General features: G+C 51.5%; 16 protein-coding genes and 1 pseudogene. 8 read left to right on the forward strand and 9 right to left on the reverse strand.

The genetic code is table 11. The features are described 5' to 3' along the window. Both AC3WQ3_RS01505 and AC3WQ3_RS01510 read right to left on the reverse strand, forming a co-directional pair. On the reverse strand, positions 1 to 891 hold the full coding sequence (locus AC3WQ3_RS01505) for a glycosyltransferase (RefSeq protein ID WP_492471250.1): 891 nt from the start codon (positions 889 to 891) through the stop codon (positions 1 to 3). After that, positions 891 to 2183: a hypothetical protein gene (locus AC3WQ3_RS01510; RefSeq protein WP_492471251.1), complete on the reverse strand. Its 1293-nt coding sequence runs from the start codon at positions 2181 to 2183 to the stop codon at positions 891 to 893. Before AC3WQ3_RS01510 ends, AC3WQ3_RS01505 begins: the two co-directional genes overlap by 1 nt. 389 nt (positions 2184 to 2572) lie before the next feature. Here AC3WQ3_RS01510 and AC3WQ3_RS01515 point away from each other — a divergent pair, with 389 nt between their 5' ends. From AC3WQ3_RS01515 to cydC, 4 genes are read left to right on the forward strand one after another with little or no spacing between them, the layout of a single operon-like run. Further along, positions 2573 to 3988 carry a cytochrome ubiquinol oxidase subunit I gene (locus AC3WQ3_RS01515; RefSeq protein WP_492471252.1) on the forward strand — a complete coding sequence of 472 codons (1416 nt, stop codon included), beginning with the start codon at positions 2573 to 2575 and terminating at the stop codon, positions 3986 to 3988. Then, positions 3933 to 4988: a cytochrome d ubiquinol oxidase subunit II gene (cydB, locus tag AC3WQ3_RS01520; RefSeq protein WP_492471253.1), complete on the forward strand. Its 1056-nt coding sequence runs from the start codon at positions 3933 to 3935 to the stop codon at positions 4986 to 4988. Before AC3WQ3_RS01515 ends, cydB begins: the two co-directional genes overlap by 56 nt. Position 4989: 1 nt before the next feature. Next, on the forward strand, positions 4990 to 6858 hold the full coding sequence (gene cydD, locus AC3WQ3_RS01525; RefSeq protein ID WP_492471254.1) for a thiol reductant ABC exporter subunit CydD: 1869 nt from the start codon (positions 4990 to 4992) through the stop codon (positions 6856 to 6858). Between the two features lies 1 nt (position 6859). Then, positions 6860 to 8761 (forward strand): thiol reductant ABC exporter subunit CydC, encoded by a 1902-nt coding sequence (gene cydC, locus AC3WQ3_RS01530; protein WP_492471255.1) that lies wholly within the window; start codon positions 6860 to 6862, stop codon positions 8759 to 8761. Positions 8762 to 8927: 166 nt separating this feature from the next. Here cydC and AC3WQ3_RS01535 read toward each other — a convergent pair whose 3' ends face one another. The 7 genes and pseudogenes from AC3WQ3_RS01535 to AC3WQ3_RS01565 all read right to left on the reverse strand — a co-directional run bounded on the left by AC3WQ3_RS01535 (position 8928) and on the right by AC3WQ3_RS01565 (position 16201). Next, the gene (locus AC3WQ3_RS01535; RefSeq protein WP_492471256.1) at positions 8928 to 9887 is read right to left on the reverse strand and encodes an MraY family glycosyltransferase; all 960 of its coding nucleotides are present in this window, start codon (positions 9885 to 9887) and stop codon (positions 8928 to 8930) included. A gap of 128 nt (positions 9888 to 10015) precedes the next feature. Then, a complete protein-coding gene (locus AC3WQ3_RS01540; RefSeq protein WP_492471402.1) occupies positions 10016 to 10822 on the reverse strand; it encodes a hypothetical protein in 807 nt (268 codons plus the stop codon). 8 nt (positions 10823 to 10830) lie between these two features. Beyond that, positions 10831 to 10941, reverse strand: a pseudogene (locus tag AC3WQ3_RS01545) (ArsR family transcriptional regulator); the annotation flags it as partial. 499 nt (positions 10942 to 11440) lie between these two features. Continuing rightward, entirely contained in the window at positions 11441 to 12994 is a 1554-nt protein-coding gene (gene gntK / locus AC3WQ3_RS01550; RefSeq protein ID WP_492471257.1) for a gluconokinase, read from the reverse strand. A gap of 87 nt (positions 12995 to 13081) precedes the next feature. Next, positions 13082 to 13909: a carbohydrate ABC transporter permease gene (locus AC3WQ3_RS01555; protein WP_095290931.1), complete on the reverse strand. Its 828-nt coding sequence runs from the start codon at positions 13907 to 13909 to the stop codon at positions 13082 to 13084. Positions 13910 to 13930: 21 nt separating this feature from the next. Beyond that, the gene (locus tag AC3WQ3_RS01560; RefSeq protein ID WP_492471258.1) at positions 13931 to 14881 is read right to left on the reverse strand and encodes a carbohydrate ABC transporter permease; all 951 of its coding nucleotides are present in this window, start codon (positions 14879 to 14881) and stop codon (positions 13931 to 13933) included. A gap of 45 nt (positions 14882 to 14926) precedes the next feature. Further along, positions 14927 to 16201 (reverse strand): ABC transporter substrate-binding protein, encoded by a 1275-nt coding sequence (locus AC3WQ3_RS01565; protein ID WP_419720041.1) that lies wholly within the window; start codon positions 16199 to 16201, stop codon positions 14927 to 14929. A 324-nt stretch (positions 16202 to 16525) separates the two neighbouring features. Between AC3WQ3_RS01565 and AC3WQ3_RS01570 the strand changes: the two genes are divergently transcribed. The 4 genes from AC3WQ3_RS01570 (at position 16526) to AC3WQ3_RS01585 (ending at position 21735) form a co-directional block, all read left to right on the forward strand. Beyond that, positions 16526 to 17293 (forward strand): GTP cyclohydrolase II, encoded by a 768-nt coding sequence (locus tag AC3WQ3_RS01570; protein ID WP_402878093.1) that lies wholly within the window; start codon positions 16526 to 16528, stop codon positions 17291 to 17293. Between the two features lie 233 nt (positions 17294 to 17526). Continuing rightward, entirely contained in the window at positions 17527 to 18105 is a 579-nt protein-coding gene (locus AC3WQ3_RS01575) for a glycerol-3-phosphate responsive antiterminator (protein WP_110758811.1), read from the forward strand. Positions 18106 to 18186: 81 nt separating this feature from the next. Next, entirely contained in the window at positions 18187 to 19674 is a 1488-nt protein-coding gene (glpK, locus tag AC3WQ3_RS01580; RefSeq protein WP_492471259.1) for a glycerol kinase GlpK, read from the forward strand. A gap of 402 nt (positions 19675 to 20076) precedes the next feature. Then, complete coding sequence (locus tag AC3WQ3_RS01585; protein ID WP_492471260.1) at positions 20077 to 21735, forward strand: glycerol-3-phosphate dehydrogenase/oxidase; 1659 nt, start codon at positions 20077 to 20079, stop codon at positions 21733 to 21735. The last annotated feature ends 25 nt before the right edge of the window (positions 21736 to 21760 follow it).

Genomic DNA, 21760 nt, shown 5'->3' on the forward strand with positions numbered 1-21760 from the left:
TCACTGCTCCTCCTTCCAGGGAACCAGCCGAGGTTCCGGGTCCAGGATGGATTCGTAATGTTCCAGACTGCCCCACTCGCCGCTGGGATCAATACGTTTGTAACGCAGATACTTGCGAACCCGGTCTTCTAGGCTGCCCGCCCACCCCAGATGCTGTACTTTTAATTCCGTGCGAATGCCAGGCAATACCGAACTGGACAGGGGGAGACGGGGAACATGATGGTTCTGCTGTGGGTAAAAGTAAGGATACTCCGGCATATAACGGACAAGTGATGCCGTATGCCGTCTGTGCAGGCCCCAAAGTTCGTCATCCCGGTAGTGGGTCCGTCCGCCCCACATATCGTAGAATCGGAATGCCGCCCAGTCTGCATGGTCCTGGTTGATCAGATCGCGTATCGCTTCCTTGGCCTCCGTACTGTACAGTTCATCCGCATCGACGGAGAGCAGCCAGTCCGGTGAAGTACTTACGGCTGCTTGCCATAGCGCATTGCGGAGCCGCCATTCCTCTGCAAATAAAGGCTTCTCCAGGATCTCGAGCCGAACCACTTTTGGATAGGACCTGCATATGTCTGGTGTTCCATCGGTACTCGCGTCATCCACGATAACGATCTCATCCACGAATTCGCTCAGATCATGGAGGACTTCCTCAAGGTATCGTCCGCGTTCGTTACGTACCTGCAGCATGGCAGTCAGTTTGTTTCCCTGACTTTTGCGGACACGGCGGATGGAAGAAGATGTGGGGCGTGAACACTCGCTTTCCACCTCATTGCTCTTCGAGTCCATTTGATGGTCTGCCAATATTTCAGACGAGGAGGGGGGAACTTCAGTCCGAATGTCAGACTGCATGCCCAGCCCCCGATTATGCTGCGTGCGCTTCTTCGGGTCCAGCATCACGGCACCTCCCCAAGCAGCTGCTGTACAGCGTGATCCAGCAGTTCCATCTCCACAATCCGTGCGAGAGCTTCCTCATTCTCCATTGCAGCTTCGAGAAACTGTCGCACTGCCCCGTGACGATCTCCCCGCAAGGCCATGGCAGTCCCCGATAATTCCTGATAATCCCTGCGGCTGGAACGATCTTGAATATCTGCCGCATGGACCAGAGCCAGAGCATCCTCCACACATTCGGTCTCCTGATATATCCGGAACTTCCAATGCCGGGCGGTTTCTCCTCCAAGCGCGTCCAATATCCCAAGAGCAGCTCCGTAATCATCGTTTAACCGCAGCAGCTCTGCCTGCACAAGCTGATGCTCTCCCGCCTCCAGCCAGCGGCACAGCTGTTCATAGTGATGCCGTTCCTGTTCGCTGCCTGCACTGATTCCGTAGACTTGCAGCGCAGATTCAACCTCTCCTGCTTTGGCATGAATGGCCGATAGAAACCGATAGTGTGATTGTACACAATCACTTCGTCCGTTCATGATCGCATGTGTAAAGGCCTCCTTCAGGGACGCTGATGCACGGGAGTCGTCCAGCAAATATTCATAGGCTGCCAGCAAAAAGGAGATCGTCTCATGCGGCCCCGTTTTGGAACGGAGCTGGCGGTAATAGTCTGCACGCATGCTGCACTGAAGCGGAGTGATGGTGTCCGGTGCTTCGGTCACGGTTTGTCTGAGGGCATGAAGAAAAAGCAGCTCATAATCTCTTAGCGGAATTTCGAGATCATCCTTGTGTATGGAGCCAGCCGGAGCCTTGTCTTCACCGCCCAGCCAGACCGTGCGGACGCCCTGAAAGGCAAGCTTCATATACCGTGTTTCCGAAGACGTACCGATCAGATCGGCAGTACCAACCAGTCTGGATATGCAGCTCTCCCACAGCGGAGAGCTTGCTTCATCGCCTGCCGGCTCGGGAAGCAGCACAATGCTGAGCTTTGGATGCATCGATTGGACTGCTGTAAGCCAGTAGGGGTGTGCAATGACGGCTGCGGTGTGATTTTGCTGGAGCAGAATCTCAGCTTCTGGCAGGGTGATTACTGAAATGGCCGGGGGCATCTCTTCAGAACGTTTCTGACTGCTTACATATAGGACATCTCCCTCGGCTGAGAGCAGGGCAGCGATGTCCGGATAAGGAAAAGTGGACCATCCCCCTTTGCGGGGAAAAAGAATATACCGATTGGGAGGATATTTGCTGTCATCCTCATTTGACGCTTTTTTCCCGTTGATCTCTGGTACCCATTCGGGCTTATCCATAGGTCATCACCTCACTTTGAATGCATTCAAATGTTCAGCCCCCGCTTCCGGAGGTGTTCCATCTCTCCACATCATATGTACAGCCCTTAAGGCACTTCGCATGATATGTCTGACTCTAGCATATGGGCATGTTGTGCCAAACATGAGCAACTTCCCTGAATAGACGAAGCAGATAAGCCGCATATTAGGCTGGATTTTATCCAATGTGTGACCATCGTCACATTTTTTTCGCAATTCTGACGTAGATTGTGATAATTGTCACATGTACAAAATAGGCAATCTGGCACAATACGTTCATCACGTATTTGGCGGACAGACAGACAGCGAAGGTGCAGCTTCCATGCCAAATGCAAATCACTGCGATGTAAACAGAAAGAAGGGGTAACGGTATGGATCCGATTATGTTATCGCGTATCCAATATGCACTCACGACGATCTTCCATTTCTTTTTTGTACCGCTGTCCATCGGTCTTGTACTGCTGGTAGCCATTATGGAGACGTTGTACGTAGTCAAGGGCAAGGAGATTTATAAAACGATGGCCAAGTTCTGGGGCAAGCTGTTCCTGATTAACTTTGCCGTCGGGGTCGTGACAGGTATTCTGCAAGAGTTCCAGTTCGGCATGAACTGGTCCGAGTATTCACGCTTTGTCGGGGATGTGTTCGGGGCGCCACTGGCGGTTGAAGCCTTACTGGCGTTTTTTATGGAGTCTACATTTATCGGGCTCTGGATTTTCGGGTGGGACCGGTTATCCAAAAAGGTGCATCTGGCCTGTATCTGGCTCGTATTTGTCGGCACATTCCTGTCTGCACTGTGGATTCTGGCAGCCAATTCATTCATGCAGCATCCGGTCGGTTTCGAGATCAACAACGGCCGTGCCGAGATGAATGATTTCCTCGCGCTGCTTACCAATGGTCAGCTGCTGGTTGAATTCCCGCATACGATCTTTGGCGCATTAATGACGGGGGCCTTCGTGGTAACTGGCATCAGTGCGTACAAATTGATGAAAAAGCAGGATGTGGAGATTTTCCGCAAATCGTTCAATATTGCCATCATCATTGGTCTTGTTTCCTCATTCGGTGTGGCGTTCTCCGGGCACTTCCAGGCGCAATATCTGGTGGAGACACAGCCGATGAAAATGGCAGCCAGTGAAGGAACCTGGACAACAACGGAAGATCCTGCGCCGTGGACGGTCATCGCATCAATAGATCCTGACAAACAGGAGAACTCCGGTGAGATCAAGATTCCCGGATTGCTCAGTTATCTATCCTACAGCAAATTCTCCGGCAGTGTTCAAGGCATGAAGGAACTCAATGCCGAGTATCAGCAGACATATGGACCAGGGGACTACATCCCGCCAGTACGGACAACGTTCTGGAGCTTCCGCATCATGATTGCTGCGGGTGGTTTAATGATTGTACTCGCCCTGTACGGTACATTTCTGGCGCTGCGCAAGAAGCTGGAGGTAGCTGGAACGTGGTTTATGCGCCTGATGGTTTTTGCCATCTCCCTGCCCTTCATCGCCAATACGTCGGGCTGGATTATGACGGAGGTGGGGCGGCAGCCTTGGACGGTATTCGGATATATGACGACCGAAGCCAGTGTATCGCCCAACGTGAGCGCAGGCCAGATTCTGTTCTCTACCATTGCGTTTACAGCGGCTTATACGGTTCTGGGCATTGTTATGGTCTATCTGTTCGTTCGTGAGATCAAGGCTGGTCCACACGCAGTAGATAAGCCGGAGGAACACGATGAATCGGCCGATCCGTTCGGCATGGATGGGGGGTATTCCGTTGTCACTAAGTGAGCTTTGGTTTCTGTTGATCGCTGTATTGTTTGTCGGTTTTTTCTTTTTGGAAGGCTTCGATTTTGGTGTGGGAATGTCCACAGGCCTGATTGCCAAATCAGATCGTGAACGTCGTACCCTGATCAACTCCATCGGTCCGTTCTGGGATGGAAACGAGGTCTGGCTGATCACGGCAGGCGGCGCAATGTTCGCTGCTTTTCCGCATTGGTATGCCACCTTGTTCAGCGGTTTTTACCTGCCGCTTGTCGTTGTATTACTTGCATTGATCGGCCGTGGAGTCGCTTTTGAATTCCGGAGCAAGATGAAGCAGCAGCGCTGGCGCAAAACATGGGATATCATCATTGTCGTCTCAAGCAGCCTCCTGCCATTTCTGTTCGGAGTTGTCTTTGCAACGCTCATGAAGGGTCTGCCCATTGATGGGGAGATGCAGATGCGTGCGGGATTCCTGGACATCGTCAACCCGTATACCGTTGTTGGCGGTCTAAGTGTAACCTTGTTGTGTCTCGTTCATGGGCTGCTGTTCGCTTCCTTGCGGACCGTTGGCGATCTCAGGGAACGGGCGTTGAATATGGCAAATAAATTAATGCTGCCGCTGGCCGCCATTCTTGCGGTGTATGCGGTGATGACCTACTTCATGACAGATGTGTTTGCCGTTCGCGGCTGGGCGCTCTGGATCATGGTGGTCCTTGGTGCCGTTTCATTGGGTCTTGCTGCTTACTTCGTGCGGCATAAGCGTGAGGGCTGGGCTTTTGGCATGACCGGAGCTGTTATTGCCATCGCGTTTGCCTCTGTATTCATTGGCCTGTTTCCAAGAGTTATGGTCAGTTCCTTCGGCTCAGCGTTCGATCTGACGGTCTATAATGCGGCCTCTGGTGCATATTCACTGAAAGTGATGACGATTGTAGCCTGCACGCTGCTGCCTTTTGTCCTCGGATATCAGATCTGGAGTTATTACATTTTCCGCAAACGTCTGAACGAGCAGCATCACCTGGAGTACTGATATGGGACGGGGACTGCTGAAGCTGCCGGGGATCCGGCCTGTACTGGCGCTGGCTTCAGCGCTGGTAATGCTGCAGGCGATAACGATCATTATGCAGGCCAAATGGCTTGCCGAAGCCATAACGGCACTGTTCGAAGGGTCATCCCTCACAGAGCAGTACCCTGTGCTGCTGCTGTTCCTGGCTGCATTTGCTGCCCGGTATGCCATTTCCTTCTGGCTGCAGCTGGTGGCGATGCGATATGCAGAGCAAACGGGAACAGACCTGCGCAGGCAAATGGTAGAGCAGTGGTTCAGGCTTGGCCCGCGTTTTGTCAAAACGGAAGGAACAGGGCATCTGGTCACGTTGGCACGCGAAGGAACAGCCCAGTACAAGACGTATCTGGAGCTATTTATCCCCCGCATGCTGGGCATGGGATTTACCCCAATCATTATTCTCTTGTATGTGTTCAAGCTGGATATCATGTCCGGTGTTATTTTGACGGTGACCCTTCCCATACTAATTGTGTTTATGATTCTGGTCGGTCTGGCTGCACAGCGTAAGATTGATGGGCAATTCAAGTCATACAAGGCACTGGCCAATCACTTTGTGGATACGCTTCGCGGACTCGAAACGCTGAAAACGCTGGGCCAGAGCGGCAAGCATACAGACACGATTATTCGAGTCAGCCAGCGCTACCGAAAAGCAACGATGTCTACACTGCGCATGGCCTTTTTGTCTTCCTTCGCGCTGGACTTCTTCACCATGCTCTCGGTTGCCTCGGTCGCGGTTGGCCTTGGCTTGCGGCTAACGGAAGGACAGATGCTGCTCGGACCGGCACTGACGGTACTTATTCTGGCACCGGAGTATTTCCTGCCTGTGCGTATGGTGGGTGCAGATTATCATGCCACCTTGGACGGCAAGGAAGCTGGAGAAGCAATCGTACAGATGATTGAGCGGGGGAAGGCAGCCGAGCAGAGACAGCGAGAAGCGTATACCACTACTGTTCTTCAGACACAGGCAGGGACGGACGGAGTGAGATCTGTACACCAGTCTTCTTCAGACCGTAAACATGCCTCGACCATCCGTGTTGTGCTGGATGATGATCGCACTGCCAGACAAGTGACTTCAGCTTTATCGAAGCTGATCTGGAACAGGGGCAGCCGACTGGCGCTCACCGACATCCAAGTGCGTCATGAAGAGGACGGGGCCAACTCGCTGGAGGATGTCACCTTTCAGATTTCCGGTATGATCAAGGTTGGCATCATCGGTGCAAGCGGGGCAGGGAAATCCACATTGATTGACGTGCTGACCGGTTTTCAACTTCCCACATCAGGACGAGTGTTGGTGAACGGTCAGCCCGTGTCCCCGGAGATGATGGAATCCTGGAGAACACAAACGGCTGCCATTCCGCAGCATCCCTATATATTCAGTGGGACCCTTGCTGATAACGTCCGCTTTTATATGCCGGAAGCATCGGATGCGGAGGTCGGAGAGGCAGCTAATGCAGCAGGCTTGAACCAGCTGGTCTCTTCCTTGCCAAACGGACTGCATGAGCGAATTGGAGCCGGGGGTAGACAGCTCAGCGGTGGGCAGGAGCAGCGGGTAGCCTTGGCCAGAGCCTTGCTCAGTGCACGGCCAGTGCTGCTGCTGGACGAGCCAACCGCACATCTGGATGTAGAGACCGAGTATGAGCTGAAACAGACGATGCTGCCGTGTTTTGAAGACAAACTCGTATTTTTGGCTACACATCGTCTGCACTGGATGCCGCATATGGATCGCATCATCGTGATGGACAGCGGGACGGTTTCCGAGACAGGAACACATGAAGAGTTGCTTGCAAGACAGGGCGTCTATTACCAGATGATTCGGGCCCAGATGGAGGCGGTATAACATGGAAGCTGAACATGAGCAGATAGAAACGGCCCGAAACGGGAGTGTGAAGAGCGGCTGGATTTCTCCTTACGTGGTGCAGTACCGCTGGAGATTTGCCGGAGTTATTGCACTAGGGACATGTGCTGCATGTTGTGCCGTGCTGCTGCTCTTTACCTCAGGGTTCCTGATCTCCAAGTCTGCGCTCCGCCCTGAAAACATTCTGATGGTATATGTACCGATTGTGGGTGTTCGTGCATTCGGGATTTTCCGTGCGGTGTTTCGATATGCCGAGCGTCTGGCCGGTCATGATGCCGTACTGCGTGTGCTTGCTGATCAACGGGTGAAGCTGTATCGAATATTGGAGCCCCAAGCCCTGTTCCTGCGTTCACGGATGCAAACGGGGGATGTGCTTGGTGCACTTGCAGAGGATGTAGAGCGGCTGCAGGATATTTATCTGCGTACGGTGTTCCCGGCCATCACGGCACTGATCCTGTACGGTGCAGCAGTTATCTCTTTTGGAACCGTGGATCTGGGTTTTGCATTGTGGATGGGTCTTTACTTGTTATTTCTTATTGGGTTGCTGCCAGTCATCACGCTAAAGATTACATGGAAACAGAAAGTACGGTTGAAAAAGGAGAACAGCCACTTATATACGCGGCTTACCGACGGTGTACTTGGCCTAGGAGACTGGCTGGCCAGTGGTCGGGCGGCGGAGTTCGTTCGTCTTCAGGAGGAGGGGGAGGAACGGGCAGATTCCGTTCGGCGCAGCCTGCGAAGATGGGCGCGCTGGCGTGACCTGATTGCACAATGTGTCATTGGACTGATGGTGGTGTCCGCGACATTGTGGGCAGGAAGCGAGGTAGCAGCAGGACAACTGCCAGCCGTTATGATCGCGGCATTTGTATTGGTTCTGTTTCCACTTACGGAAGCCTTACTGCCTGTGTCCGATGCGGTGGAGCGTATCCCCGAGTATCGCCAATCTCTGGATCGATTGCAGCATCTGGAGGGTAAGGGACATGCTCCAGGAGCCACGTCAGGCAGAGATGAAACGGTGCAGGCGGCTGAAGCCCCTTCTGAATCAGCGGAGATGACGAATCGTTCACGGGATCAACGCATCCGTCTGCGTATCCCTCCGAAGCTGAGAGCGGATATTCGAATCGATCATGTAAGTTACCGCTATGCTTCCGAAGATGCCCATGCGGTACAAGGTGTTTCACTTCATCTGCCCCAGGGGAAACGGCTAGCCATCCTTGGGCGCAGTGGGGGAGGCAAATCCACACTGCTCAAACTGATTCAGGGTGCTCTGCTCCCTTCAGCCGGGGAAGTTCTGATCAATGATCAGCCTGTGCAGACGCTGGGAGAGAATGTACCCGATGTCATTGCGGTGCTGAATCAGAATCCACATCTATTCGATACAACGGTCGCGAACAATCTGAGAATTGGCTGTCCACACGCAACGGATGAGGAGATCAGACGTGTGGCCGACCAGGTCGGTTTGTCCGGCCTTATCGAATCTCTGCCGCAGGGGTATAATACCCCGATGCTGGAGACGGGTATGCGCTTTTCGGGCGGCGAACGGCAGCGGATTGCTCTGGCCCGGGTGCTGCTGCAGGAGACACCAGTCGTCATCTTCGATGAACCTACAGTGGGACTTGATCCTGTGACGGAACGCGCACTGATGCGCACCATTCTGAACAGCATGCAGGGCAAAACGATGATCTGGGTTACCCATCATCTCATAGGTGCTGAACAGATGGATGAGGTCATTTTTATGGAAAATGGACAGATTGCCATGCAGGGTTCTCACGAACAGCTGCTGGCTCGGGAAGAGCGTTATCGACGTCTTGTCGAGCTCGACCGACCAGGATGGGCAGACTGGCAGAAGCCTGGGGTACCTTTGCCGCCGGCAGCTTCCAGGTAGGTGTGGTTGGTTTCGAGGATTGAGGGCTGAGATCACGTGGATCGAAAGAAGAGAGAAGACTAATCCAAGTTATAAAGCTGATGGAAGGGTCATATCAGCCAAAAGACGAGCCCGTGGATACACGGGCTCGTCTTTTTTTATCTGTATGGAGCAATGTCGCCTGTCCCTACATTTCGACCAACATGAGAATGATGGAAGAGAGGCAGAGGCAGGTACTGATGAGATACAAGAAGCCAACCACCTGCTTATGGTTCAGCCCTGCACGCAGGAGGCGGTAATGAGCCTGGCTTGCATCGGCCTGATAGATGGCTTTGCCTTGAATGAAACGTTTGATAACGACAAAGATATTGTCGAAGATCGGTACACCAAGGGCCAGAATCGGGATAAATAGGGACAGTATGGTCGCTTGCTTGAATGCCCCATCAAGGGCAATGACAGCCAGAATGAAACCGAGGAATGTCGCACCGGCATCACCCATAAATACCTTGGCCGGAGGTTTGTTGTATTTCAGATACCCAAGTGTTACACCGACAAGCACGATGGACATGAGGGCCGAATCGGTTTGGCCTTTGGCCAGGGCAACGACAAACAGTGTGACTGCCGAGATCGCTGACAATCCGCCAGCAAGCCCGTCCATGCCATCCGAGAAGTTAATAACGGTGGTTACGCCGAAGATCCACAGGATCGTTAGAATGAACTGCAGCCAGAACGGAAGCATGACGTATTCCGAGGTCAGCGGGTTAACAAACCCGGTGAAGGCAATTCCGGAAGCAAATACGAGCACGGCTGCAGAGATCTGAATGATCATTTTGGGCAGGGCGGGAAAGTCTTTGCCTTTTGTTTTGTACCAGTCATCAATGGTGCCAATTGTTAATAGAAGCATACCGCCTGCAACCAGTGCGGCCGTCTCCATGGATAGCTGCTTCGTAAAAGCAATGTATGTCAGGAAGAATCCGGTAAATATCGCGTAGCTCGCCGTCAGCGGAATGGGCTGTCTGTGCAGCTTGCGCTCTACGTCTTCCCGTGGCTTGTCCACAAAATCAAGGCGGTGGGCCAGTCGGCTAAGCGGAGGAATGAGCAGAAGCACGACAACAAAAGACAGCAAAAAGGCCATTATGTATACCATAAAATTGCTTGATTCACTCCCATCTACCATTTTTCCCCTATTATACGAGCTGGAGCGGAAATCTGTCGATGTCATTATTGTAACCTGCATGATCGCACATGTTGGCAGAAAGCCAACGTTCAGAACATTTATTGCAAATAAGATCCAAAGAAGTGGTTTGCTGTTTCCGCATGATAGCCGTCATCTCCTTGCCAGGTAGCTGCAAAGACAAAGTCGCCGGAACCACCCTTGCCTCTTCTCGGCGTATCGCCAGGAATCAGCAGTCCAGCAGCCGCCCAGATCTCAAGCAGGGCATCCCGTTCCTGTTTGCTCGAAGGGAGCAGATCTTTCCACAGCTTTTCAAGCGAGCGGGCACTATCCTTGGGATCACCAGTTTGGCAGGCAGCAAGAAGCTGTTCCAGGATGGCCTTATCTTCCGAGGTTACCTCGTAGCTTGAATCGTTATCAAGAAGCAGCAGTTCCAGATCCATCAGACAGTAGAGCAGCCATCCATGACGGACCCCGCCCCATTTGATCCGCTCAAAATTCAGGACGTTCAGATCGACGTTCACATACTGCTTGTCCGATTGTAACCGCAGGTAATTGCAATCCCCGCATGCACTGGTGTTGGCATGAAGCGCGGACCGTTCCGCATAGGTATGCAGAGGCAAACGTGAGGTTAGTGCCCAGCTTGAGAGCGCACTGCGCAAATATACTTTTTTGGTGGACAGGCTATGCAGAAAAGCCGACACGACTCTGTCCTTTAAGCTGATGTCCTGATGCATTTCATGCAGACGCCGAACAATCTCGTCGTGGGTGGTGGTCTGCGGATCGAACATCACATGCTTGCTCTTGGCATATTCAAAATCATCCCCGGAGAACGGTGCACGTTCTGTCTTCCAGCCGCCACCTCCCCAGAATGTGCTCAGCAGTATTTTTGCCGCTTTTTTATCCAACAATGCAATTAACCTCCTGTCGTATTCAATATTAATTCTACAAGACCGGGAAAACGACTGTTTAGATCATCCTTCCGCAAAGAGTAAAAATGCTGTTTGCCTTCAATGCGTGGCTGGATCAAATTTGCTGAAAATAAGATTTAAATTCGTGGCAGATTGGTCTGTGCACACAGATTTTCGTCAGCTCCATCTTCAAACTATAAGGATAATGTTTTTTCATATCTATGACCGTAGCATATTGGAGCATCTCTTTCCAAGTCATTAGGTGACATTGTTTTAAATCTGAACCTCGAGTGCGAGGAGTAGGTTTTCATCATTCATAAGTATTGTTTGTACAAAAAACGGTACATGAAGAAGGGCCATCCCATATGTCATAAACATGACGAGACGGCCCTCTTGAACGTGCAGCAATACATATTCAATCTAATGAACTGGAGACACGCTATTCGATGGATTTTAGCAGAAGCGGTGCGCTAACGAATCCCAGGCCCATGATTTGCAAACATTATCGGCTCCAGTGCAAGCTTTTGTTGAAATAACGTGGCTATAATTCTTTCGCTTCAACATGCCAAAGACTAATCTAAACATAAGGTGCCTGCGATTCGTTAGCGGGGCAGCTTATTTCTGATGCATCGTTTTATTTTGAAAAGCAGCGATATCCGCATACTCTTCTTCAAACTTGCGGGAGATCCGAATGAAGATCGGCAGCAATTCCCGGTAGATGCGGACATGATCCGGGTCAGGCTGATGGCGATGTGTGGATCCAATCATGCCGGATACCGCACTCAGGGAATCAATTCGGCCAAGTGCATACAAGCCAAGCACGGCTGCACCAAGGCAGGAGCTTTCAATGCTTTCGGGAATAATCACATCCTGGTCGAAAATATCGGCCATCATCTGCCGCCATAATTCGGAGCGGGCGAAGCCGCCCGTTGCCTGAATTTTGGTAGGACGGCCGATCTTCTCTTCAATAGCCAGCATGACGGTATACAGATTGAACAATACACCTTCCAGGGCGGCACGGATCATGTGCTCCTTCTTATGGTGAAGCGTCAGACCGAAGAACGAGCCGCGGGCATTCGGATTCCAGAGCGGAGCCCGCTCACCTGTCATATACGGATGGAAGAGCAGACCTTCCGATCCTGGCGGTACATTTTCCGCGACACGAGTGAGCACCTCATAAGGATCGATACCCAGCCGCTTCGCTGTTTCTACCTCAGATGCTGCAAACTCGTCCCGAATCCAGCGGAAAATGACCCCGCCATTATTCACGGGTCCACCGATCACCCACGCATCCTCGGTGAGCGCGTAACAGAAGAAACGTCCTTTTGGATCGGTAACCGGTTTGTCCACGACCGTACGAATGGCTCCGCTGGTGCCGATGGTTACTGCCACCACGCCGGGATCAATCGCGTTTACGCCAAGATTGGAGAGCACACCGTCACTTGCCCCGATCACAAATGGCGTCTTGTCCGCAATGCCCATTTCCTTGGCATACTCCGGGTTCAGACCTTGCTTGAGCACATGAGTGGTCGGCACAAGCCGGGATAGATGGTCTGGTGTAACTCCAGCCACATGCAGGGCTTCCTCATCCCAGTCCAGCTTCTCCAGATTCATCATTCCGGTGGCAGACGCCATGGAGTGGTCAATCACGTACTCGTTGAACAATTTGAGGAACACGTATTCTTTCATGGAAATGAATTTGTGAGTTTGCTTGAACAGTTCTGGCTGTTCACGGGTGAGCCACATGATCTTGGTCAGCGGTGACATCGGATGAATGGGCGTTCCTGTTCTCAGATAAATTTCGTGACCGTTCATTTCGGTTTTGAGTGCTTCCGTCCATTCCGCACTGCGATTATCTGCCCACGTCATGGCACGCATCAGCGGTTTGCCCTGCTCGTCAACAGGCAGGATGCTGTGCATCGCCGAGCTGAACGATACAAACAGAATCTCCTCCGGTTTGACACCTGCCTTGGCTGTCGCCTGCTTAACGGATTCTACAACAGCTTGAAAAATATCGTCCGCATCCTGCTCTGCAATCGCAGGGGTAGGGGTATACAGCGGATAATCGGCACCACCCTGAGCCACGATGGAGCCGTTTTGTTCAAACAATACGGCCTTGGTGGATGTGGTGCCGATATCTACGCCGATCATATAGGGTGAAGAAGCCATTTTGTCATCCCTCTTTCTCTGGAGCATCTGGTATTAATCTATAGATAAGAATATCAGACTTGAGGGATGGATCAAAATGCAGGAATATTAATCCTTCACGGCTCCGGCGGCAATGTCCGAAATGAACTGACGGCTGATGAACAGGAACATGATAATGAGCGGAATAACAGCCAGCAGAGTACCGGCGATAACCATCGCGTAATCCGTATTGTACAGTCCATTTAACTGGGAGAGGGCAATCTGCAGGGTATATTTCCGTTCATCGGTCAGGACAATGAGCGGCCACAGGTAGTCGTTCCATACTCCGATAAAGGTAAATGCGCCGAGAAACGCAAACGCAGGTCGCAGGATGGGCAGCGCCACATTCCAATAGAGACGGAAGAAATTACAGCCGTCGATCCGGCCCGCATCGAGCAGGTCATTCGGGATGGACTCCGTGGCATACTGCCGAATCCAGAAGATGCCGAAGGCATTCACCATGCCCGGGATAATCAGGGCCTTGAAGGAACCGACCCAACCGAACGTCGCCATGAGGACGAAGGAAGGCACGAGCGACAGCTGGGAAGGCACCATCATGGTGGCCAGCAGCAGGACAAAGAGCCACTTTTTGCCCGGAAACTCAAACTTCGCAAACGCAAAACCCGCTAATGAGTCGAAGAACAGCACGAGCACGGTCACCATGCCGGATACAAACAGTGTATTGACAAATGCACCCCAGAAGTCGATTTGCTGCAGCACCCGGCTGATATTATTCCACAGTTCTCCCCCGAACCAGAGCTGGGGCGGAAATGCGTAGATGTCGGACGTTGTCCGGGTGGACATTACAATCAGCCAATAGAACGGGAACATGGAAATGAGCATGCCCCCGATAAGACCGGTATACAATACGAGCGATTTGAGGTATTTGGACGTCATGAGCGCTCCCCCCTTGTCACATCAGGATGACTTGCCTTGAACAAGCTTCCAGTTCACGATGGAGAACAGGGCGATAATGAGGAACATGCCCCAACCCACCGCTGCACCATATCCGAAGTAATTGTTGATGAACGATTCACGGTAAAGGTACAGAACAATGGTCATCCCTGCTGCGCCTGCACCGCCGTCGTTGCCTACGAGGATCTGTGGTTCGGTGAACAGCTGCATGCCGCCAATTGTTGATGTAATCACCGTGAACAGAATCACAGGGCGCAGCATCGGAATTGTAATTCGGAAGAAGGACTGTATACCGGATGCGCCGTCAATTTTGGCTGCTTCATACAAGGTCTGCGGTATACTCTGAAGTCCGGCCAGATAGATGACAGCGTTGTACCCCGTCCAGCGCCAGACGACCATGGAGGAGATCGCCACTTTAATACCCCAAGGCGCATTAAGCCATTCCACGACCGGAAGCCCGACCGACTGCAGGAGATAGTTGAGAAAGCCATAGTTGTTGGCAAACAGTGCACCAAAGATGATCGCCACGGCCACGATGGATGTGACGTTTGGCAGGAAGTAACCGACCCGAAACAGTGTACGGAACTTCACGAACGGCGCATGCAGCAGAAAGGCAACAATCAGGGCGAAGAACAACATGGGAATGGTCGAGTATATCCAGATCATGAATGTATTGCCTACAGCCTGCCAGAACTCGGCATCTGTCAGCATATATTTAAAATTGTTCAGCCCATTGTAGGTCATTACGCCAATGCCGTCCCACTTATGGAAGGCCAGGTACAATGAAAAGCCGATGGGAAACAGGCCAAACACGGCAAAGAGAATATAAAATGGTGAGATCGCAGCATATAGAGCACGATGTTCCCAAATTTGGGACAGGAGAGATTTCTTCCGATCCAGGTCCGGACGCACGGCTCCGGGTTCGGGAGTGAAATGGGGTTCGGTTACAGCCATATGAATTCCTCCTTATGCAGATATCGAACACACACGTTCTTCAGGTCAACGCTGGAGTTCCCGCTCAACGCGGTGTACGGTATCGGTCCAGACCTGCTGGGGATCGGCATTTTGCTTCGCGACATCATTCAGGCGCCGGGTAATAATGTTGTGTACCGATGGGTAACGTTCACCAAAAAAAGCGTCTGGAACATGCTGTGCCGATTCGGCAAATACAGGCCCCGTCGCCTGTCCGCCGAAGAAGGGCTCCTCTTCTTTCATTGCGGGAGAGTCGAACACACCCGGAGCAGAAGGGAAGAGGTTCAACGTCTGATATTGCTCCAGCTGATTTTCCGGACTCTGCAGCCAGCGCACCAGCTCGAAGGCTTCCTGAGGATGCTCACTGGACTTCAGAATGGACAGGAACGAACCGCCGTTATTGCCATCTCCGCCAGGAGCACGGGCCACCCGCCACTTACCCGATGTATCTGGCGCAGCTTCCTGCAGCACCTGCTTCATCCAGACCGCACCCACGAAGGATGCAATTTCCCCATTATTCATCGCTGCATTCCAGCCTGGAGTCCAGCCGTCTGCATTCGCCAGTAATCCCTTTTGCTTAAAATCAATGGCGGTATCCCAGCTTGTGCGTACCAGAGGAGAATCCATGCCGATAAACGAACCATCCGGGCGGAAGTAGCGCTCAGCTCCTTGGGACAACACTTGGTTGTAAACGCTTCCAATGTTATCGGTCAGAAATACCTTGCCCCCAAGTTTCTCCTTGATCTGTTCGCCTGCTGCGGCGTATGCTTCCCAGCTATTCAGCTGACGGCTTACCTCCTCGGGTTCAGATGGCAGCCCAGCCTCCTTGAAGAGGTCTGCCCGGTAAAAGAGAGCTGTCGGTCCCGTATCCATCGGGAAACCGATCATCTGTCCGCTGGGCGTGACGCCCTGCTTCCATTTCCATTCAAGATACTGGTCTTCGACGTCCCCAGCGCCGAGATCATACAGATTATAAAAACGGTCTTCACTGGGGAAGAGCTCCATAATCCAGTCGTTTAGGGCCACAATATCGGGCTCGCCTGATTTTGCGGCCAGCGTTGTCTTGAGCTTCGCCTTGAAGTCACCGCCGATCTTCTGGGCAGTCAGTTCAATATTGGGGAACTGTTCCCTGGCCTTGGCAATCAGCTTATCATCAATGGAACGGTTCCAGTACCATAGTGTAAGCGCTACCTTTTTGTTGTTCGCAGAATCGTCTTGTCCTGGCCAGATGGAGCATCCGCTTATAAGCAGGACGCAGACCATCATGATGGCTGTCCAGCAGGTTCTTTTCCGGCGGATCATGTGCACAACCCCCTCATCGTTAAGTTCGAGGCATGAAGTACTTTGGACTACAACATCATTCTATGAGCAGTTTATAAACTCATACCCAATATTCCGAAAATGAAACACAAATTTGTGTCGGTTTCGTATCCTGATTTTATTAGTTACTTTAAAAACAAAAGTTACTTGACACAATATAATTTTTATTTTAAACTTGCTTACATAAAGTAACTAATGATGATGACATTAATATAGATACGTACTATAAACGTCCAGTGATCTTTTTTCGGTCTGGATACGAATCAATCTGTATATCAAATGGCTTAACAGGAGGAACGAAACATGATGATCAATTCACATATTATTCAACTGCTTGCCCCCAAAATCCAGACTTTTCCGAGTGGAAAAGAATTTATATATCTGGTTGGACCGATTAAGCTACCGGTCAATTTGGATGGAGAGACGCGTACATTTCAGTGGTACAGCTGGCTGAAATCGGATAAGGTCATGGAGAGCGGCGAGCTGATTGAATCGCTGGCTACTGCCGAACTGGCAGAACGTCAGCAGTCGAGTGTGCTCGTGTACGGCGATTTTGCCGAAGCGCAGGAAGCACTGATCCGGATGCACAGCATCTGTCATACAGGTGATATTTTTGGCAGCAAGCGCTGTGATTGTGGCTTCCAGCTGGAGCAATCCATGAAAATGATCGCAGCCCATGGAGCGGGTGCCTTGTTCTACCTGGCGAACCATGAAGGTCGCGGGATTGGTCTGTTCAGCAAAGCAATGGCGTACATTCTGCAAGAGGAAGGTCTGGATACCGTAGATGCGAACCTGCAGCTTGGCTTTACGGACGATGCTCGTAACTATGACGATGCCATTGCTGTATTGCGTGCACTGCGTTCTGCACCTGTTACGTTGATCACCAACAATCCGCGGAAACTGGCTGCATTGCAGGAAGCGGGACTGAATGTGGGTGGACGTGTTCCGCTGTGGGGCGATCGTTCGGCGTTCAATGAGAAGTACCTGCAAACGAAAGTAAGTCGATCGGGGCACCTGGCTGAGAACGATGGTTGGGCCGGGGCCGATGTGCTGCTTCCGCATGCACAGGCTTAAATTTCACCTTATGTGTTAAATCAGCGTTGATTCCAGTGAAGGTATCTTGCTGTGCAATCGACAAAAAGTGGCTGTTGTTGTTCACTCCTTAGGGGTGCACGACAACGGCCTTTTGGTGTTTACGACAGAGTAATGAACACTATGGGGATGCTTCCTCGTGCCGGGCTCTGCTTGCCGATCTACCATACGGATTATACAATATAGGCAATCTGAATGATGCAGGAGGAACGATGGTGCCATTTGAGGGACAGAGCATGTTACCCGCTGCCAAGAGCATGAAGCAGTTCGAAGCGATTATTGATGGCCCTTACACCTATGGGGTTTTGCTGGATACCCACATTGCCCAGCTGGAGAGCTTGCTGGATGAGGCAAGGCGGCGAAGCAAAAAAATCCTGCTGCATGCTGATCTGGTCCAAGGGCTGAAGAACGATGAGTACGCGGCAGAATATTTGTGTCAGCATATTCGTCCTGCGGGTTTGATCTCTACACGGGCAACCGTGATTCAAAAGGCGAAACAAAAGGGGATCACCGCGATTCAGCGGGTGTTTTTGCTGGATACAAATGCGTTGGAGAAAAGTTATCAACTGCTGACGAAGACACAGCCGGATTATATTGAAGTGCTTCCTGGCGTTATTCCGCATATTATTACCGAGGTAGCGGAACGGACGGGGATTCCCATTATTGCGGGAGGACTGATCCGGTCTGCCCAAGAGGTTGAGCTCGCGCTGCAGGCCGGTGCAACAGCAGTGACCACGTCCAATTTTGACCTGATCCGACATTTTGGGGAATCGCTTACAGAACCGAAACAATAGCATTAATTTAATCATATTGCATCTGTCAATCAGGCACCTGTGATATCGAATGATGCAATATGCTTACAGGAGGTTGTCGATATGGAAAAGTATATTATGGCTCTTGATCAGGGGACCACGAGTTCACGGGCTATTCTGTTTAACCACAATGGGGAGATTGTACATATTGCTCAGCAGGAGTTTCCGCAGTATTTCCCCAAACCGGGCTGGGTCGAGCAGAATGCGAATGAAATCTGGAGCTCCATTCTTGCAGTTATGGCTTCATGCTTGGCAGAGAGTGGAATTAAGCCTGCCCAGATTGCCGGAATCGGGATTACGAACCAGCGCGAGACAGTTGTGGTGTGGGATAAGGAAACAGGTCGCCCCATCTATAATGCCGTAGTATGGCAGTCTAGACAAACTGCTGATATCTGTGATGAGCTGAAGAAGAAGGGACTGGCTAACCTTTTTCGTGAGAAAACGGGACTGCTTATTGATCCCTATTTTTCCGGTACGAAAGTCAAGTGGATTCTGGACCATGTGCCAGGAGCACGTGAACGCGCGGAGCAGGGAGAACTGCTATTTGGCACGATCGACAGCTGGCTGATCTGGAAGCTCAGCGGAGGTACCCATGTAACGGACGTATCCAATGCTTCCCGTACATTAATGTACAACATCTATGATCTGCAATGGGATGACGAACTGCTCCGTATTCTCGATATTCCAAAAGCGATGCTGCCGGAAGTGCGGGGCTCCTCTGAAGTGTATGCGCACACGATGGATTATCATTTCTTCGGCCACCGGGTTCCCATTGCTGGCGCAGCGGGGGATCAGCAGGCAGCCTTATTTGGTCAGGGATGTTATCACAAGGGCAGTATGAAAAACACATATGGTACCGGGTGCTTCATGCTCATGAATACCGGGAAAGATCCGGTAAAGTCGGACCATGGATTGATCACAACGATTGCCTGGGGTGTTAATGGCAAAGTAGAGTATGCACTTGAAGGCAGCATTTTTGTGGCGGGTTCTGCCGTTCAGTGGCTGCGTGACGGATTACGGATGCTGCGTTCCTCTAAGGATAGTGAGGATTATGCTGCACGGGTACCCTCCACAGATGGTGTGTATATGGTACCGGCCTTCGTCGGGCTAGGTAGTCCGTATTGGGACAGCGAGGTCAAGGGCGCCGTATTCGGTCTGACACGCGGTACCACGAAGGAACATTTTATTCGAGCGACGCTTGAAGCGCTAGCGTATCAAACCAAGGATGTCCTGGCGGCTATGGAATCCGATTCGGGGATTGCTGTCGATTCGTTACGTGTTGATGGCGGCGCAGCGGCCAATGACTTTCTGATGCAATTCCAGAGCGACATTCTGGGCATTCCGGTTGAGCGCCCAACGGTGAACGAGACAACCGCTCTGGGGGCGGCTTATTTGGCAGGTCTTGCTGTAGGATACTGGGAAAGTGCGGATGAACTGAAGAATCATGAGAACACGGAGCGCGTATTCAATCCGCTGATGGAAGAGGATACCAGAAGTGATCTATACGCCGGTTGGCAGCGAGCAGTGAAGGCTGCGATGGCCTTCAAATAAGAAAGGATATGAAGATATAGCTATTTGTACTTTTTCATTAAACAAATTCAATAGATGATAATTACTGGTTGAAAATGATGCATAACTTACAGGGGATATTTTCCTGGGGAACGAAATCCATATATCCATGATTAGGAAAATAAAGAGGTTAGTGGATCAGTTTGAAATTACGTCCTTGGGCAGAGCAATTTTTTGAAATTTTTTTGAATAATGTGTCATTTCAGGCCTTCACGCCGCTCAAAATGTGTGATAGGATTAAGGCACAAGTTAAAAAATGATGTCTGGAGATCGGGAGAGACCACGTACCGCTCAGCAATTGCTGCAGCGAATGACGTGGTCTTTTTTTGTTCTTTTTTGAAGATGGATTAGCAAAAATAATGGCAATGAGTGGGAGGCAGACCGATGACTTCACCTTTCTCTGCAGCAATGCGCGGCGAGTATCTTCAATCCATGGCGAATGCACATTTTGACATATTGGTTATAGGCGGAGGGATCACTGGGGCAGGTATTGCCCTTGATGCAGTGTCCCGCGGACTGAAGACCGCGCTGGTTGAAATGCAGGATTTTGCAGCGGGCACGTCCAGCCGTTCAACCAAACTGGTCCACGGAGGTTTACGATATCTGAAGCAGTTTGAAGTGAAAATGGTGGCTGAGGTAGGACGCGAACGGGCAATTGTCTATGAAAATGGACCTCATGTGACGACACCGGAGCCGATGCTCCTGCCCATCTATACGGGAGGTACGTTTGGCCGCTTCAGCACCTCCATTGGTTTGATGGTGTATGACCGGCTCGCGGGTGTGAAGCGCAGCGAACGCCGTACGATGCTGAACGCTGGAGCTGTCTCGGACAGCGAACCTTTGCTGCGCCGAGAGGGACTGCTGGGTGGCGGGTTATATGTGGAATACCGGACGGATGATGCACGGCTTACCATTGAAGTAATGAAAGAAGCGGTAAAGCGTGGAGCCCAAGCTGTGAATTATGTAAAAGCAGAAGGGTTTGTGAAGGAAAACGGAAAGATCATTGGCATCCAGGCCACAGACCAGATCACAGGCGAGCGTGTTCAATTAAGGGCAAGCAAGGTCATCAATGCTTCGGGTCCATGGGTGGATGAGCTCCGCAAGGTAGACGGTTCAAAGCAGGGCAAGACACTGCAAATGACCAAAGGCATTCATTTGGTGTTCGACGGATCAAGGTTTCCTCTTCGGCAAGCTGTATATTTTGATACGCCTGATGGGCGAATGGTTTTCGCGGTTCCGCGTGATGGCAAAACATACGTGGGTACCACTGATACTGTTTTCCGAGATGACCCGGCGCATCCTCTGATCTCTGAAGCAGATCGGGATTATGTAATCGATGCGGTAAATGGCATGTTTCCAGATGTCCAGATTCGTGCCGAAGATGTGGAATCGGGCTGGGCTGGCATTCGTCCATTAATCCATGAGGAAGGCAAGAGTCCCTCCGAAATCTCACGCAAGGATGAAGTGTGGGTCTCTCCCTCCGGACTGATCACCATTGCGGGGGGCAAGCTGACCGGGTATCGCAAAATGGCTGAAATGGTCGTTGATCTGGCAGCTCGGGAGCTGAAGCAGGAAACAGGGAAATGGATTGGGCCATGCATAACGAAGAAGATGCCGATTTCCGGTGGGGACGTTGGTGGCTCAGCAGGGTATTCCGTCTATATAGAGCGCAAGATTAAGGATGGGGTGGCGCTTGGACTTAATCGGCAAGCTGCAGAGCGGCTGGCTCGTACCTATGGATCCAATGTGGATGCCCTTTATGACCGATTGCCTGGACCGCGGGCCAAGGCCGAGCTGCATGGCATGCCACAGGAACTGCTGCTCATGCTGACTTATGCAATTGAGCAAGAGATGGCCGTTACCCCGGCAGACTTCCTGGTGCGACGAACAGGCGACTTATTTTTCCGAATTGACGAGGTGCGTCAGTATAGGTCGGCAGTTATCCAATACATGAATGATCGGCTGTGCTGGACGGATGAGCAGAGAACAGGGTATGAACAAGAGCTGGACCGGCTGATATTGGGGGCATCTGGCAAAATATAATGCAGGATTTCGTATTCGGGGGTCG

Source organism: Paenibacillus sp. FW104-T2, from assembly GCF_058789975.1.

Coding starts and splice junctions, on each gene's coding strand:
- AC3WQ3_RS01505 (WP_492471250.1), bottom strand. CDS start 891: ATGCTGGACCCGAAGAAGCGCACGCAGCATAATCGGGGGCTGGGCATG.
- AC3WQ3_RS01510 (WP_492471251.1), bottom strand. CDS start 2,183: ATGGATAAGCCCGAATGGGTACCAGAGATCAACGGGAAAAAAGCGTCA.
- AC3WQ3_RS01515 (WP_492471252.1), top strand. CDS start 2,573: ATGGATCCGATTATGTTATCGCGTATCCAATATGCACTCACGACGATC.
- cydB (WP_492471253.1), top strand. CDS start 3,933: ATGAATCGGCCGATCCGTTCGGCATGGATGGGGGGTATTCCGTTGTCA.
- cydD (WP_492471254.1), top strand. CDS start 4,990: ATGGGACGGGGACTGCTGAAGCTGCCGGGGATCCGGCCTGTACTGGCG.
- cydC (WP_492471255.1), top strand. CDS start 6,860: ATGGAAGCTGAACATGAGCAGATAGAAACGGCCCGAAACGGGAGTGTG.
- AC3WQ3_RS01535 (WP_492471256.1), bottom strand. CDS start 9,887: ATGGTATACATAATGGCCTTTTTGCTGTCTTTTGTTGTCGTGCTTCTG.
- gntK (WP_492471257.1), bottom strand. CDS start 12,994: ATGGCTTCTTCACCCTATATGATCGGCGTAGATATCGGCACCACATCC.
- AC3WQ3_RS01555 (WP_095290931.1), bottom strand. CDS start 13,909: ATGACGTCCAAATACCTCAAATCGCTCGTATTGTATACCGGTCTTATC.
- AC3WQ3_RS01560 (WP_492471258.1), bottom strand. CDS start 14,881: ATGGCTGTAACCGAACCCCATTTCACTCCCGAACCCGGAGCCGTGCGT.
- AC3WQ3_RS01565 (WP_419720041.1), bottom strand. CDS start 16,201: ATGATCCGCCGGAAAAGAACCTGCTGGACAGCCATCATGATGGTCTGC.
- AC3WQ3_RS01570 (WP_402878093.1), top strand. CDS start 16,526: ATGATCAATTCACATATTATTCAACTGCTTGCCCCCAAAATCCAGACT.
- glpK (WP_492471259.1), top strand. CDS start 18,187: ATGGAAAAGTATATTATGGCTCTTGATCAGGGGACCACGAGTTCACGG.
- AC3WQ3_RS01585 (WP_492471260.1), top strand. CDS start 20,077: ATGACTTCACCTTTCTCTGCAGCAATGCGCGGCGAGTATCTTCAATCC.